Below are 13,408 nucleotides of genomic sequence, written 5' to 3' on the forward strand. Positions count from 1 at the left end.
TCCCCCACACCGCGTTCGGGGGCCCTTCCCGGGGCCCGGAAACACCGCACGTCCCCTGTTCCGTCCTCTTCGGTGAAAGGCGTTTCCATGACCCAAGTGACACAGCGTCCCACCCTGGACGCCCCGGCCCCGCCGCGGGCCGGCACCTCGCGGACGCCCTCGTTCTTCTTCAACGGCCACGCGCCGCGACGGCGGCTGCTGGTCGCCGTGGTCAGCGCGCTGTTCGGCTTCGCCCTGACGGTGGTGTGGTCGGCGGAGTTCGTCGACAGCACCATCGGCGACAACGTCGCCGACACCCTGCTCGGACACCACGCCAAGGACAGCCCCATCGCCGGCGCCCTGGCCGGTCTGGCCTTCGCCGTGGCGACCGGGGTGGCGGGCACGTTCACCGCGTGCAACGTCGCCGTGTTCAGCGCGCTGGCCCCGCTGGCCGGCGGCCCCTCCTCACCGCGCCGGCGGCTGACCGCCGCGCTGCAGCCGCTGAGCAGACTCGCCCTGGGCGCGATCGTCGTGTCGGCGCTGTACGGGGTGCTCGTCGCGCTGGTCGGCACCGGGATGCCGCAGTTCGACGAGACCCCGTCGGGCGGCGGGCTGTCCGGCCGTCTGATCCAGGCGATGGTGGTGTACGGGCTCATCGGCCTGTGCATGCTGGTGCTCGGGCTCTCCGCGCTGGGGGTGGTGCGGGACCCGCTCGCGCGGCTGTCGCACCGCTTCCCCGGTGCGCCGATGCTGTTCATGGGCGCCCTGATCGGGGCGTTCCTCATCGGGCGTCCGTTCCCGCTGTTCCGGCAGTTGTTCCGGGACGCGGCCGAGAGCGGCAACCCGCTCTACGGGGCGGCGGTGTTCGTGCTCCAGACGCTCGGCAACCTCGCCGTCGTGGCGGTGCTGTTCCTCCTGGTCACCGTCGCCTTCGGGGACCGGTTGAGCCGCTGGCTGACGGCCCGGCCGAGCCGCGCCTCGGCGCTGATGGCGGCGGCGTTCATCGCCGCCGGCGTCTTCATGCTCCTGTACTGGGACCTGCGGATCCTGGCCCGTCGCGACCTGATCTGGTACCCGATGGCCCCCTGGGCGCACTGAGGTCCCGGCGGCACGCGCATGGGCCGGGTGCGCTGGGTGCGCGCCCGGCCCATGCGCACACCCACGACGTCGTCCGGCTCCTGCCGCTGACCGGCGGGCCGGGCTCAGGATGCGGCGACGGCGTCGCCGGAGCCGGCCGTCTCCTCCCGCGCCATGCCGAGGAAACGCCGGATCGCCTCGACCGGCATGTCGAGCCCCTCGGACGCGGACTGCTCGTCGCCGAACACCTGCACGGCCTCGGCGACGGCGCCGGCCAGTTCCACCTCCGCCTTGCGGACCTTCGCCTCGGCCTTGTCCACGGTGTCGACCACCGCCAACTGGCGGCGCTGCTTCTCCTGGAGCCGCTGCTTACGGGAAAGGGTCTTGTCAAAGCTCTGCACGGACATGACCAAGATCATAATCAGTTCACGTGCGCACCCGGCGCCCCCTCGCCCCCGCCCCCGGTTCCGCCGGCGGCTCCTCAGGCGGGCAGCCTCGTGTCGATGACGAAGCCGATCTCGACGACCTGGCCGGGCAGGGTCAGTTCGGTGACGCCCACGACGGTACTGGCCGGGCGGTGGCCGCCGAAGTACGCCAGGTTGCCCTCCGCCGCCGCCGTGGCGTTCCGCCGCAGGTCCACCACGTACAGGGTCTGCGAGACGATCTGGTCGCGGGTGGCGCCGTAGTGGGCCAGGACCTTGTCCATGTTGGCGTGGGTCCGCTCGAGCTGGGCGGCGAAGTCGCCCGCGTGGAGGAACTCGCCCGCGTCGTCGAACGCGAGCTGTCCGGAGACGTGGACCAGCTCGCCGGACCTGATCGCCTGCGCGTAGCCGAAGTCGCTCTCGGCCGGCACGCCGTAGCTGAAGACATCAAGGGTGGTCATGAAGCTCGCCCTTCCCAAACGCTCTCTTGTGGTTACTCGGGAACTGTAGGAGAGTGAGGGCTGACCTGGAAGAACGCACTTTTAAGTGACTGAGGAACCTCATGGTGACCAAGCATCTGCTCGAAGGCCTGCCCGAGGACTCCGACCTGCGGCGCGCGGACTCCCTGGCGCGGGAGATCTTCTCGGACGTCGCCAACAAGTGGGCGCTCCTGATCATCGAGGCGCTCGGCGAGCGCACCCTGCGCTTCAGCGAGCTGCGGGACGAGGTCGAGGGCGTCAGCCACAAGATGCTCACCCAGAACCTGCGCATGCTGGAGCGCAACGGCCTGGTCGACCGGAAGGTGCACCCCACCGTGCCGCCGCGGGTCGAGTACACCCTCACCGAGCCGGGCCGGGCCCTGCGCATCGCGGTCGACGTCATATGCGGCTGGACCCAACAGCACCTCGGTCACATCGAGAGCGCGCGCGGCCGTTTCGACGCCTGACGAGCACTCGGCGGCACCCTCGACGGAGCCGGCCGGGCCTCCTGGGCCCGGTCAACGGCGTCTGCCCCACCCCGGGACGTCCGGGGTGGGGCAGACGCGTGTGCGAGCCCGGTGCTTCGGCGCCGGGAAGGTTCAGACCGCCGCCACCTTCGGCGCCGGCTCCTCCGCGGCCTCGGTCTTGTTCGCGGTCTCGCTCTCGCTCTCGGTCTCGGTCCCGGCTTCGGGCTCCGGCGGGGCCTCCTCCTGGCCGACCGGCGGGATGTGCCGCATCAGGACGACGAAGAAGGCGCCGGCGACGGCGATGAGGGCCGCGCTGACCCCGGCCACCGTGTGCAGGCCGCTGGTGAAGGCCACGCGCACGGGCTCCATCAGGGTCTCGGCGAGCGGTCCGGACAGCCCGTCACTGGCGGCCGCGGCACCGGCGACGCTGTCGCGGGCGGCGTCGGCGGCGCCCGCGGGCACGCCCGCCGGGACGGTGTCGGCGATCTCGTTCCGGTAGACGGCCAGGCCCGCGGTGCCCAGGGTCGCCACCCCGAGGGCGGCTCCGAACTCGTTGCTCATCTGGGACAGGGCCCCGGCCGAACCGGCCTTCTCCACGGGGACGGTGCCCACGACCATGCTCGTGCCCAGCGCCACGATCGGGGCGCCGCAGAAGGAGAACACGGCGAACCCGGCGATCAGCACGGCCGTGCCGGAACCGGCGTCGAGCTGGGTGAAGGTGAGCAGGACGGCGGTCACGCCCGTGATGCCCGCGCCGATGACGTACGCGGGACGGACCTTGCGGGCGATGATCGGGCACACCGCGAAGGAGACGGTGGCCGCGGCCATGCCGGGCAGCATGCCCAAGCCCGCCTCGAACGGGGACATGCCCTGGGCTGCCTGGAAGTACTGGGTCATGAAGAGCATGACCGTACCGCCGATGAGGCTGTAGGCGAGCAGGCTGAGCAGCGCGGCGGTGAACCGGCCGTGGGCGAACAGGGTGACGTCGAGGAGCGGGCTGCTCAGCCGGCGCTGGCGCTGGACGAACAGCACGCCGATGACGAGCCCGGCGGCCAGCACGGCGACGGGCAGGGCCTCCCAGCCGTCGCGGGCGAGTTCCTTGACGCCGTAGATGACCGGAACGGTGCCGCCCAGGCTCAGCAGGACGCTCGCCGGGTCCAGACGGCCGGCCTCGGGGTTCTTGAACTCGGGCAGGACGCGCGGGCCGACGACCAGGGTGAGCACCATCACCGGGACGCCGATCAGGAACAGCGAACCCCACCAGAAGTACTCCAGCATCACGCCGCCGAGCAGCGGGCCGACGATCGCGCCGATGGTGAAGCAGCTCGCCCACAGGCTGATGGCGACCGTGCGCTGTTTGGCGTCCTGGAACATGGTGGTGATGAGGGCCAGGGTGGACGGCGTCAGGCTGGCGCCGGCGATGCCCAGGAGCACGCGCGCGGCGATGAGCATGCCCGGACTGGTGGCGAAGGCCGCCATCAGGGACGCGGCACCGAACGCGGCCGAGCCGATCAGCAGCAGCTTGCGGCGGCCGATGCGGTCACCGAGGGTGCCCATGGTGACCAGGAAACCGGCGACCATGAAGCCGTAGATGTCCATGATCCACAGCTGCTGGTTGGAGTCGGCGCCGAGATCCGCGCTCAGATGCGGCAGCGCCAGGAGCAGTACGAAGACGTCGAGGGCCACGAGGAGGGTCGGCAGAGCGAGGATGCCCAGCCCGATCCACTCCTTCCGCCCGGCTTTGGGAGCACCGCCTGCAGTCATGTGCCTGTTACTTCCCCTCGTCATGGGCCGTGCGCGTGTGGGTGTGGGTATGGATGCGGTGGCGCCCGTGTGCCGCGTGTACCGCGTGCCGTCGGGCCCACCCGCCACCGTCCTCCGGGGCCTGCCACGCCCGCATCTCCCTGTGTGCTGAATCCGGATGCGGAATCCGCGGGTCGCGTGAGGCGACTTGGAAGACGCCCAGGCCGAAGCGGGCCCCGTGACTTCATGGACACAGCAGCCGGAACGCCCGGCTCGCCACGATCCGCAGGGAGTCGAGGTCACCGCCTGCCAGGTGGGCCCGGGCCGCGGCAAGGGGGAGGGCGGTGGCCGGCTGATCTCCTTCTCCTGGCACCGGGACCCGCGTCGACCGCCTTCCGAGGCGCGGTCGGCCCACCCACGTCGGCCCGCTCCCGGTCCCCGATCCGCCACGGCCCTCCCCGTCCGGGCCGCGGTGGCGGGGGCGGGGAGCCGCTTCAGCTCCGCGGGTCGGTACCGAGACGGTGGCCGTGCCGGCGCCGGGCGGGACGGGGTCTGCGCCGTACGGGGCAGGGCTGGACCTCCGGCGCGGGCGCGGCTGCGACAGGAGGTACGGAGGTGGGGGCGGGGGCGGGGGCGGGAGACGCGGGGGTGTCCGGGGAAGCGGGCCGCGGGGCGGCAGACGCCTCCGGCGGACTCCCGGTCCCCGGCAACCCCCCGCTCCCCGGCAGCCCTTCGGCCCCCGGCAGCCCTTCGGCCCCCGGCGGGCCTTTCACACCCGGCAGGCCTTCACCCCCCGGCAACCCCCCGCTCCCCGGCAGCCCTTCGGTCCCCGGCAGACCTTTCACACCCGGTAGCCCCTCGGCCCCCGGCAACCCCCCGCTCCCCGGCAGCCCTTCGGCCCCCGGCGGGCCTTTCACACCCGGCAGGCCTTCACCCCCCGGCAACCCCCCGCTCCCCGGCGGGTCTTCGGCGTCCGGCAGGCCGATGTCGAAGTCGCGCCAGGCCCAGGCCCAGGCGGCGGCCCGCCGGAAGGGCCCGTCGGGGCCGTCGTCGAGGCGGGCGCCGGCCGGGGTGCTCATCGTCCGGCCGTCGTCGGGGAGCCGCCCGCCGCGGTGCGCGTCGGCGCGAGGCCGTAGCGGACGCCGGTCAGCGCCTCCGACAGCTCCCACAGGCGGAGCCGCGCCGAGGCGTCACGTGACGCGCGGCTGGAGGACGCGGGAGCCGGCGCGCCCCGGCTCTCGAACCGTTCGCCGGGGCCGAGGTAGGCCCCTCCCGGCAGGTGGGGGTCGGTGGCGGCGCGCAGCACCGGCAGCATCGCCCGCTCGGGCGGCTGTGCCAGCAGCCGCAGCGCGACCCCGCTCACCGGACGCAGCCACGCGGGCGCCTCCCCCTGCCACAGGGCGGTCGCCGACAGGCCCGGATGCGCGGCGACGGAGAGGGTCTCGGCTCCGCCGCCGGCCAGCCGGTGCTGCAGTTCCCGGGCGAACAGCAGATTCGCCAGCTTCGACCGGCCGTAGGCGCTCAGTGAGCGGTGGCCGGCGCCGTCACGGGCCCCCGGCCCGTCCAGGGCGCCCCGGCCGGCCCGGTGGGCGAGGCTGGCCACCGTCACCACGCGGGAGCCGGGAACCGGGCGCATCAGGTCCAGCAGCAGTCCGGTCAGGGCGAAGTGCCCCAGGTGGTTGACGCCGAAGTGGGGCTCGAAGCCGTCCTCGGTGCGCGGGCGGGCGGGGAACATCACCCCCGCGTTGTTCACCAGCAGGTCGAGCCGCCGGTGCCGGTGCCGCACCTCGTCCGCGGCCCGGCGTACCGAGTCCAGGGAGGCGAGGTCGAGACGGACGACCTCGGTGCTCCCTCCGATGCGGGCCGCGGCCGCCCGGCCGCGTGCGGTGCTGCGGCAGGCCAGGACGACGTGCGCACCGCGTTCGGCGAGTGCCCGGGCCACCTCGAGTCCGAGGCCACCGCTGCCGCCGGTGACCAGTGCCGTTCTGCCGTACTGGCCGGGGACACCGGCCGGGGACCAGTCCATGGGAGCCTCCTCGGGTGGCGGCGCGCGCCGCGGAAGGTCAGGCCGCGGCTCCGTAGCCGTGCCGGACGATGAAGTCCGCCGTGACGTCGTAGTAGGCCGGGTCGGAGGGCGCGTCGGTGGCCAGGCCGCTGACGTAGCGGTTGTACATGCAGAAGGCCGCCGCGATCAGCACCGTGTCGTGCAGGTGGGCGTCGGTGGCGCCCTCGGCGCGGGCGGCGCGGACCGCCTCGTCGGAGACGGGACGGGCGTGTGCCCGCACCTCGGCGGCGACGCGCAGCAGGCTCTTCAGCAGTGCGGAGACCGGGGCGTCCTCCGGGTCGGCGAGGACCGCCCGGACCAGGTCGGCGCCGCCGTCCAGCTGGGCGGCGGCGAACGCGCTGTGGGAACCGGCGCAGAACGGCGTGCTGTTGAGGTGCGAGACGTAGGCGGCGATCAGTTCGCGTTCGCCGCGGGTCAGGGGCGAGTCGCCGCTGCGCAGCAGCGTCTCCGCGAGCTGGTTCAGCGGGGCACCGGTGTCGGGACGCTGGGCCATCAGGCCGCTGATGCCGGGCAGGTCGTTGTCGAGCGTGATGTGCGCCATCGGGACACCCTTCGCTGGGGCGGGCTCGGTCGGTGCCATCGTCGTCAGCGGCCGGGAGGGCGGCCAACTCCGAGGATGCGCAGCCCCGGGGCCCGCGGCGGACGGCCGTCGAAGGTGCGCACGCTCGGAGTTGGCCGGAACCCGTCCCGCTTTCCACGATGGGCACCGGCCGGCCGCCCCGGACAGCGGCGGCCGGACGCCCCTCCCGCAGCGCCCTCCCGGGCCGCCCGACAACTTACGGAGCACCATGCCCGCTTCCACGCCCGCCTCCGTGCCCGCGCACGGGAAGGCCCACCGGCGCTCGGTCGCCGCGACGGTCGTCGGCAATTTCATCGAGTCCTTCGACTGGCTGGCGTACGGGCTGTTCGCGCCGCTGTTCGCCGCCCGGTTCTTCCCCTCCGACAACACCCTGACCTCCGTACTGGGGGTGTTCGCGGTCCTCGGCGCCGGTGTCCTGATGCGGCCGCTCGGCGGTCTGCTGCTGGGCCGGTTCGCCGACCGGCGCGGCAGGAGGCCGGCGCTGATGCTGGCCATCTCCCTCATGGCGGGCGGCTCGTTCCTCATCGGGATCACCCCGACGTACGAGCGGATCGGACTGCTCGCGCCGCTCGTGCTGCTCCTGGCGCGGGCCGCCCAGGGCATCTCGCACGGCGGCGAGTGGCCGGCCGCGGCCACCTACCTGATGGAGGTCGCTCCGGAGCGGCGCAAGTGCACGTACGGCAGCCTGTTCTCGCTGACCACCTGCGCCGGCGCGTTCACCGCCTCCCTGCTGGGCGGCGTGCTGACCGCCGCGATCGGTTCCGAGGCCATGGCGGCGTGGGGGTGGCGGGTGCCGTTCCTGGTCGGCGGCGTCCTCGGCCTGGTGCTGCTGGTGCTGCGCGCCCGGCTGGCCGAGACCGACGTGTTCCGCCGCGAGGTGAGCAGCCGGGCGGGCCGCGGCTCGGTGCGCCGGGTCCTGGGCGCCCACCGGCGCCAGGTCCTGCTCGCCGTGCTGTTCGTGGCCGGTACGGGCACCGTCGGCGGTACCTGGACCGCGGTCGTCCCCGCGCTGGGCGGGCGGATGGCCGAGCCCGGCACGATGATGTGGGTCGCCGTGACCGTCACCGCGTTCCTCATGGTGGTCAACGTCCCGCTCGGTCTGCTCGCGGACCGGATCGGGGCCGCCCGCTTCCTCGCCGCGGCGAGCGTGGTGTTCGCGGTGGCGGGTTCCTGGTCGTACCTGACCATGCGGGGCACCTTCACCAGTCTGCTGCTCGCCTACGGCTCCGGCGTGCTCTACCTGACGTGCGCGACCACGGTGCTGCCCAAGCTCCTGACGGAGATCTTCCCGCCGCAGGTGCGCGCCCTGGGGATCGGGCTGCCCAACGCCGTGACCAGTGCGGTGCTCGGTGCCGTCATGCCGGTGTCGGCCACGTTCGCAGCCGAGCGGGACGCCTCCGGCTGGTTCATCGCCGCGGTGATGGCGGCCGTGCTGCTGTCGCTGCCGGCGGCGGTGCTCTCCCGCCGCCCGGACGCCGCCCGCCCCGTGCTGGACCGGGCCGGGCTCACGCTCACCAGGTGAAGTGAAGAGAGGGGATCAGAGCTCGGGTTCGCGGTGGAAGTAGGTCACCGCCCGTTCACCGCGGACCCCGAGGTCCCGGCGCAGGGCGTCGGGGTCGAGGAGCTGGGCCGTGTCGACGGCGACGAGGGCCTGTGCGCACCCGCGCCGGCGCAGTTCCGTGAGGGCCGCCGCCACCAGGGCGAGACCCACGCCGATCCCGCGCAGGGCGGGGGCGACGGTGGCCTCCAGGACGCGGCCCCGGTCGCTCCCCGCGTGCGCCAGGACGTGCCCGGCGGGGTGGCCGCCCACCTCCAGGAGCAGCGCGAACCCGGAGAACTCGCCCAGCCGCCGGATCCGGGCCCGGAAGAGGGCGGGGTCGTACGTCTTGGGGACCCGGGAACGGCTGCGCAGGTGCAGGCCGTGCAGCACCTCGGCGTCCTGGTCCGGCACGGCCGGCCGGATGTGCCCGGCCGGGGGCAGGTCCGCCGACGGCGCCCCGTGCGACAGGTCGACGTCGTACTGGGTGAGCGTGGCACCGCGTACGAAGCCGGTCTCCTCCAGGACGCGGGGCAGCACCGGGTCGCCTTCGAGGATCCCGCCGACGTCCAGGCCCAGCGGGGTGCCCCCGGCCAGTCCGAGCGCGTCCGTGCGGTCCAGCAGGTGCAGGATCAGGAAGCGGGCCGCCGGGGCGCTGCGCGGGCCGGGCGGGACCGTGAGGGCCGCCTCGGCGGCGGTGCCGCCGCCGAGAGCCAGTGACGCCCAGGCCAGCAGTTCGTCGCCGGGGCCGGTCAGGCACCAGCTGTTGTCCGCGTAGTGGGGGTGCGAGAGCGCCAGCCGGATGTCCTCGTGGGTGCACGCGGCCGTGCCCGTACTTCCTTCCTCGTACGCCCTGACCAGTCGCACCAGCGTGTCCACGGAGACGTCCGCGGAGCGCCTGAGGACGAATTCTCCCGGCACGGTCATGGAAATTCGTGCCCCTTCCTGGGGGGTCGGTCGTGGGTCGGCGAGTCATCGCCCGGGGCGGTCGGCGACGGGTGGGCGGCGCGGACGGGAGGGCCGGGGGCGCGGCGGCGCCCCTTCCCGGTCGCGGAGCCGGCGGAAACGGGGTCGCCGGACACACCGGGGGCCATGCGGAGTCGTCAGCGTCTGCGTCGTCCGGTCCGGGCGGGCAGCGATCCGATGGAGAGCCGGACCGTGCCGGGCGCTCGGCCGGGTAAGAAGCCGGGGCGGCGGCGCGGACGCCGCGCGGCGCGGGGCCGCGCGGAGGCCGTCACGGGACGGGGCCGCGCGGAAGCCGTCACGGGACAGGACCGCGCGGAAGCCGTCACGGGACAGGACCGCGCGGAAGCCCTCACGGGACAGGACCGCGCGGAAGCCCTCACGGGACAGGACCGCGCGGAAGCCCTCACGGGACAGGACCGCGCGGGGGTCGCCGCGGGGCGGCGCGGGGCGCCGGCACGGCGTCCGTCGAACGCCATGGCACCTCACCGCCCTTCGCTCCGGCCAACTCCCTTCGGCGTAGTCGGATGCTACTTGGCGAAGTGGTTCCGGATGTTCTTCCAGATTGCTCTCTGCCTCCGTGACGTGCGGGAATTCTCCCCGTCTGCCGGGCGGACGCCGTTCGGGGGCACCGTGTCCGCCGTGGCGGGGGCGCCCGCCGGGTGAAGAAACGATTTGCTCGGACACCCCCACGGGCACCGGGCCGCCGGCCCGCCTACCGCGGTTCACGCCGGACCGGACCGGCCGCGCCGGGGGCGACGTCCCCGGCGAACACACCGTGCGGGTCGACGCGGGCCCGCACCCGGCCGACGGCGGCCGCGCGGTCCCGGTCGAGGTGGCGCTGCGGACGCCCGTACCCCTCGACCAGGGACGGCACGGTGCTCCCCGTGTCCCAGGGTGCGAGCGCCTCCCGCACGGTGGCGCAGTGGTCGTGCAGGGCCTGGACGGTGACCGGCCCGAAGGGCGGGCCGGACCCCATGTACGCGTAGGCCGCGTCCACCCCGGACAGCGCGCCGCCCTCCGGGTGGGCCTCGGCGAACGCCCCGCCGAGCTGGCGCAGCGTGGCCACGGCCAGCGGGGAGCCCGACCCTTCGCCGACGGCGTCCAGGAAGGCCGCGGCGCCGGCGTCGTCCAGCTCGCGCAGCAGCAGGTGGTCGCCGATGAAGGGGACCGGTTCCGCGGGGTCCATGTGGGCGTCCAGCACCCCGGCGGGTCCGGTCGGCGCCCAGGTGTCCAGCAGCGGCTCGGCGATGTCGCGCAGCGGGCCGAGGAGCCCCGCCGCCGTCTCGTGGGCCGTCGCGGTGTCCTCCGCGCGGCGCGCGAGGACGGCGCCGTCGACGCAGAGCACCGGGCCGGCGGCGAGCTGCGGCGGGACGCCGGGGACCGGGGGCAGGTTCATGATGCGCAGGGAGGTGGTGGCCTCGCGCGGCGCGTGGCGTGACCAGGTGCGCCAGCGGTCCAGCAGCGGGCGGGCGTGGGCGGCGGACCAGTAGCTCGCGCCGGTGACCACCCCGGCGAGGGGGAACAGCTCGATCTCGACGCCGGTGACGACGCCGAACCCGCCGCCTCCGCCGCGCAGCGCCCAGAACAGCTCGGGTTCGTTCCCGGCGTCGGCGCGCACCGACTCCCCGTCGGCGGTGACCAGTTCGACGGCGCGGACGGTGTTGACGGCGAGTCCTGTACTGCGGCCGTAGAAGCTGACGCCGCCGCCGAGCAGGTAGCCGACGACGCCGACGCCCTCGGCCGAGCCGTGCGCGGCGGCGAGCCCGTACGGGGCCGCCGCGCGGACGACCTCGCCCCAGGTGGTGCCGGCCGGGACGCGGGCGGTGCGGCGGACGGGGTCGATCTCGACGCCGCCCTCGAGTTCGGTGCGGATGAGCAGGGCGCCGTCGGCGGGCCGTACGGCGCCGGAGGCGTGCCCGGTGCTGTGCACGCGCACCGGCAGGGCGGCCCGGACCGCGGTGCGCACGGCGGCCCGTACCTGGCCGGGGGTGCGCGCGGTGACGGCGGCGGCCGGGCGGGGCGGGGCGGCGAGGTTGAACGCGGCGGTGGCCCGCTCGTACTCCGGGCTCCCGGGCCGGGCGAGGGCCGCCTCCCGGACGTCGGAGAGGGACATGGACGGATTCCTTCCGTAGCGGGCTTCCGTATCGGCGGCCGGGCGGGGCCGACCGGTCGTCAGGCCTCTTTGACGGCGGTGAGGAACACGAAGGTGCCCGGCCCGCTCTCCTCGCGGACCGTCAGGCCCGCCTCGGCCAGCCAGCGCCTGAGGTCCTCCGGGTCGAACAGCCGCAGTCCGCCCTCGTGCTGCGGGAAGCGGTGGGCCGACTGGAAGTAGCGGTAGACGGGGTCCTCGGAACGGCGGAACGTCATCGCGGTGAAGGTGCCGCCGGGCCGCAGGATCCGGCCGGCCTCGGCGATGGCGGCCGGCGCCTCGTCGTAGAAGGCCTGCAGGGCGTTCCAGCACACGACCGCGCCGACGGAGGCGTCGGCGAAGGGCAGGTCGGCGGCGCCGGCCAGCACGGCGGGCACGTCGGGCAGCCGGCCGCGCAGCACGTTGAGCATGGGCAGCGAGCTGTCGACCGCGACGAGGCGGTCGGCGCCGACGGCCTCGGCGATCACGGTGGTCCACCGGCCGGCGCCGGCGGCGAGGTCGACGACGGGACCGTCGACGGGGATCACGTGCTCGGCGATGTAGCGGTCCTCGTCGGCGGGGGTGACGGCACCGCCCCAGTTGGAGCCGGCGACCCGGAGGAACGAGGGGCGGGCCACGGCCTCGTAGAACAGGCCCATGCTGGGCACCTGGGACAGCTTCTCCAGGAAGTCGTCCACGCCCGCCTCCTCGCCGACGGGGGCGGTCAGGTCGAGGATGCCGCCCGCGGCCGGATAGTCCGCGGCGCAGCCGGTGCAGGTGAAGCGCCCGTCGCCCGGCTCGAGTTCCTTGTGGCAGGCGGGGCAGCGCAGCACGGCGGTGTGCGCGGCGATCAGTTCGGGTCCCGCGGCGGGGGCGGTGGCACGGGCCCGGTCGGGGACGGCGGCGGCCGGGGCGTCGGCCGGGTCGCCGTGACACACCGCCCAGTAGGCGCGGGCCCCGGTGCAGCCGAGGACCGTGCGGGTGTCGTTGTCCCAGGCGGCCAGGAGCTGCTGCGGGCTCAGGGCCTTCACCCAGCTCTGGTCGAAGGCGACCTCGTCCTCGTTGAGGGTCCACACGGACGGGGAGGGCCACACCCGGCCCAGTCCGGGCCGGCCGGGGTCGAGTTCGCTCAGGGCGCGGTCGAGGCGGGAGAGGTCGGCAGGGTCCAGTTCCAGGCCGGAGACGGCGGCGAGGATCTCGTCCCGGTCGGCCGGGAAGTGCGACAGCAGGTAGAGCAGGGCGAGGGTCGGCGGGGTGCCGAGGCCCTCGGTGCGCAGCAGCTCCAGGTACGTGTCCAGGTGGACGCGGACCGCGCGGGCCACCGGCCCGGCGACGGTGGGGTGTTCGGACTCGGCGAGCAGACCGAGCAGGATCGCCAGGTGCCCGAGGCGCCCGTCGTCGGCCCGCTCGAGCGCGGCGGCCAGGGCGGGTACGGCGTCGAGGGCCGACGCGGTGGGTTCGCCGTCGTCCCACACCGCCTCGACCAGCGTGCGGTAGCGGTGCTCCGCCTGTTCCGGCGCGGCGTTCACGAAGGCGTCGATCAGGGCGTCGGTGGCGTGGGTGGTGGCTGCGTTCACGGGGCGTCCTTCCTGCATCGGTGCGGCGTCACCGGCATCACCCGGCTCCCTGCGTGACCGGCGCGCTGACCTGCGGCGAAAGGGGCCGGTCGTGGGGATGCTGCCAGCGCCGCCCGCGCCGCCGCATCTTCTGGACTGCCCTCCTTCCGACACCCACGGGCCCCCCGGACCGCACCCACGGAACGAACGCCGCCGACGCATCCCCCGAGGAACAGCCAGGGCACTCCGCGATGGCAGCGACGGAGAGCGAGAGGAGAGCGAGAGAAGAACGATGGGAGCGAATCTCCAGGCAGAACAGCCACAAGTGGCGTTGTCGCCTGGAGATTCGCTCCCATCAACACCCTGTGACGGGATGGCGGGGTACGCCGACAGGGCCCGCGGGGCGTCG

The 13,408-nt window shown here is 74.5% G+C and carries 11 protein-coding genes; 3 read left to right on the plus strand and 8 right to left on the minus strand.

What is annotated here, in order from left to right; all coding sequences use genetic code 11:
• The first annotated feature begins 87 nt into the window (after window positions 1-87).
• Window positions 88-1,077, plus strand: coding sequence for a hypothetical protein (locus ACIA6T_RS28460; protein WP_399449340.1), 990 nt, complete (start codon window positions 88-90; stop codon window positions 1,075-1,077).
• A 104-nt stretch (window positions 1,078-1,181) separates the two neighbouring features.
• Here the strand turns inward: ACIA6T_RS28460 and ACIA6T_RS28465 are convergent, their stop codons facing one another.
• Both ACIA6T_RS28465 and ACIA6T_RS28470 read right to left on the minus strand, forming a co-directional pair.
• A complete protein-coding gene (locus tag ACIA6T_RS28465) occupies window positions 1,182-1,463 on the minus strand; it encodes a hypothetical protein (RefSeq protein WP_399449341.1) in 282 nt (93 codons plus the stop codon).
• A 74-nt stretch (window positions 1,464-1,537) separates the two neighbouring features.
• Window positions 1,538-1,939, minus strand: coding sequence for a RidA family protein (locus tag ACIA6T_RS28470; RefSeq protein WP_399449342.1), 402 nt, complete (start codon window positions 1,937-1,939; stop codon window positions 1,538-1,540).
• Window positions 1,940-2,040: 101 nt separating this feature from the next.
• Between ACIA6T_RS28470 and ACIA6T_RS28475 the strand changes: the two genes are divergently transcribed.
• Window positions 2,041-2,424: a winged helix-turn-helix transcriptional regulator gene (locus tag ACIA6T_RS28475; RefSeq protein ID WP_399449343.1), complete on the plus strand. Its 384-nt coding sequence runs from the start codon at window positions 2,041-2,043 to the stop codon at window positions 2,422-2,424.
• 132 nt (window positions 2,425-2,556) lie between these two features.
• Here the strand turns inward: ACIA6T_RS28475 and ACIA6T_RS28480 are convergent, their stop codons facing one another.
• The 3 genes from ACIA6T_RS28480 to ACIA6T_RS28490 all read right to left on the minus strand — a co-directional run bounded on the left by ACIA6T_RS28480 (window position 2,557) and on the right by ACIA6T_RS28490 (window position 6,773).
• On the minus strand, window positions 2,557-4,188 hold the full coding sequence (locus tag ACIA6T_RS28480) for an MFS transporter (protein ID WP_399449344.1): 1,632 nt from the start codon (window positions 4,186-4,188) through the stop codon (window positions 2,557-2,559).
• Window positions 4,189-5,242: 1,054 nt separating this feature from the next.
• Window positions 5,243-6,193, minus strand: coding sequence for an oxidoreductase (locus ACIA6T_RS28485; RefSeq protein ID WP_399449345.1), 951 nt, complete (start codon window positions 6,191-6,193; stop codon window positions 5,243-5,245).
• Between the two features lie 37 nt (window positions 6,194-6,230).
• A complete protein-coding gene (locus tag ACIA6T_RS28490; RefSeq protein WP_399449346.1) occupies window positions 6,231-6,773 on the minus strand; it encodes a carboxymuconolactone decarboxylase family protein in 543 nt (180 codons plus the stop codon).
• 247 nt (window positions 6,774-7,020) lie between these two features.
• On the opposite strand from ACIA6T_RS28490, the gene ACIA6T_RS28495 reads away from it, so the two are divergent.
• A complete protein-coding gene (locus ACIA6T_RS28495; protein WP_399449347.1) occupies window positions 7,021-8,334 on the plus strand; it encodes an MFS transporter in 1,314 nt (437 codons plus the stop codon).
• A 15-nt stretch (window positions 8,335-8,349) separates the two neighbouring features.
• Here ACIA6T_RS28495 and ACIA6T_RS28500 read toward each other — a convergent pair whose 3' ends face one another.
• From ACIA6T_RS28500 to ACIA6T_RS28510, 3 genes are all read right to left on the minus strand, one after another.
• Window positions 8,350-9,276, minus strand: a complete 927-nt coding sequence (locus tag ACIA6T_RS28500; RefSeq protein WP_399449348.1) for a GNAT family N-acetyltransferase — start codon at window positions 9,274-9,276, stop codon at window positions 8,350-8,352.
• A gap of 751 nt (window positions 9,277-10,027) precedes the next feature.
• Window positions 10,028-11,428 (minus strand): FAD-binding protein, encoded by a 1,401-nt coding sequence (locus ACIA6T_RS28505; protein WP_399449349.1) that lies wholly within the window; start codon window positions 11,426-11,428, stop codon window positions 10,028-10,030.
• A 59-nt stretch (window positions 11,429-11,487) separates the two neighbouring features.
• Window positions 11,488-13,020: a methyltransferase domain-containing protein gene (locus ACIA6T_RS28510; protein WP_399449350.1), complete on the minus strand. Its 1,533-nt coding sequence runs from the start codon at window positions 13,018-13,020 to the stop codon at window positions 11,488-11,490.
• Between the last annotated feature and the right edge of the window lie 388 nt (window positions 13,021-13,408).

The sequence above is a fragment of the Streptomyces sp. NPDC051740 genome (genome assembly GCF_044453165.1).
Classification (GTDB): domain Bacteria; phylum Actinomycetota; class Actinomycetes; order Streptomycetales; family Streptomycetaceae; genus Streptomyces; species Streptomyces atrovirens.

What these genes read in the sequence shown, in the direction of transcription:
- ACIA6T_RS28460 (WP_399449340.1), top strand. Translation starts at nt 88, where the DNA reads ATGACCCAAGTGACACAGCGTCCCACCCTGGACGCCCCGGCCCCGCCG.
- ACIA6T_RS28465 (WP_399449341.1), bottom strand. Translation starts at nt 1,463, where the DNA reads ATGTCCGTGCAGAGCTTTGACAAGACCCTTTCCCGTAAGCAGCGGCTC.
- ACIA6T_RS28470 (WP_399449342.1), bottom strand. Translation starts at nt 1,939, where the DNA reads ATGACCACCCTTGATGTCTTCAGCTACGGCGTGCCGGCCGAGAGCGAC.
- ACIA6T_RS28475 (WP_399449343.1), top strand. Translation starts at nt 2,041, where the DNA reads ATGGTGACCAAGCATCTGCTCGAAGGCCTGCCCGAGGACTCCGACCTG.
- ACIA6T_RS28480 (WP_399449344.1), bottom strand. Translation starts at nt 4,188, where the DNA reads ATGACTGCAGGCGGTGCTCCCAAAGCCGGGCGGAAGGAGTGGATCGGG.
- ACIA6T_RS28485 (WP_399449345.1), bottom strand. Translation starts at nt 6,193, where the DNA reads ATGGACTGGTCCCCGGCCGGTGTCCCCGGCCAGTACGGCAGAACGGCA.
- ACIA6T_RS28490 (WP_399449346.1), bottom strand. Translation starts at nt 6,773, where the DNA reads ATGGCGCACATCACGCTCGACAACGACCTGCCCGGCATCAGCGGCCTG.
- ACIA6T_RS28495 (WP_399449347.1), top strand. Translation starts at nt 7,021, where the DNA reads ATGCCCGCTTCCACGCCCGCCTCCGTGCCCGCGCACGGGAAGGCCCAC.
- ACIA6T_RS28500 (WP_399449348.1), bottom strand. Translation starts at nt 9,276, where the DNA reads ATGACCGTGCCGGGAGAATTCGTCCTCAGGCGCTCCGCGGACGTCTCC.
- ACIA6T_RS28505 (WP_399449349.1), bottom strand. Translation starts at nt 11,428, where the DNA reads ATGTCCCTCTCCGACGTCCGGGAGGCGGCCCTCGCCCGGCCCGGGAGC.